General features: G+C 68.3%; 1 pseudogene. It reads right to left on the reverse strand.

Annotation, left to right across the window (positions count from 1 at the left end):
• Nucleotides 1-495: pseudogene (locus QSV36_RS12225) on the reverse strand (T6SS effector BTH_I2691 family protein); the annotation flags it as partial.

Consider the following 495-nt stretch of genomic DNA (forward strand, 5'->3'; position numbering starts at 1 on the left):
AACGCGCGCGCGGCGTAGTGCCGTGCATACAGCTTGCCGACCTGGTCGATCATTGCCTGCCAGTTCTTCAGCTCGCGGTCGTAATCGGCCTGGAACGCGGCGCGGGCGCTTTCGTCGTAACGCTCCTCCAGGCGCTCGCGGGCTTCCTGCTGTTTGCGCGCGATGTTGCGTTCGCTCCTTGCCTCGATGTCCACCGACGGCAGAGGCGCCTTGCCGGCCAGCGCGCTGTGGTTCCATTGCTCGACCTCTCGCGCCTCGCGCTGTGCATCCTCGACACCCTGCGCGGCGGCGGTGGCGGCGTGCAGCTGGCGGATGCCCAGCAGCGCCTGCGAGGTGAAGTATTCGAAGTGCCGCTGCGGCTGCGCGCGCCACTCCTGCATGCGCTGTACCCAGCCCGTGCGCTGCGCGTTCAGCTCCATCACCATGCCGACCGGGTCGGGCACTGTCAGCGCCAGTATGCCGTTGGGCAGTTGCTCGCGCTGGATGGCGTTGCGC

The sequence above is a fragment of the Pseudomonas sp. BCRC 81390 genome (assembly GCF_030341915.1).
Classification (GTDB): Bacteria; Pseudomonadota; Gammaproteobacteria; order Pseudomonadales; family Pseudomonadaceae; genus Aquipseudomonas.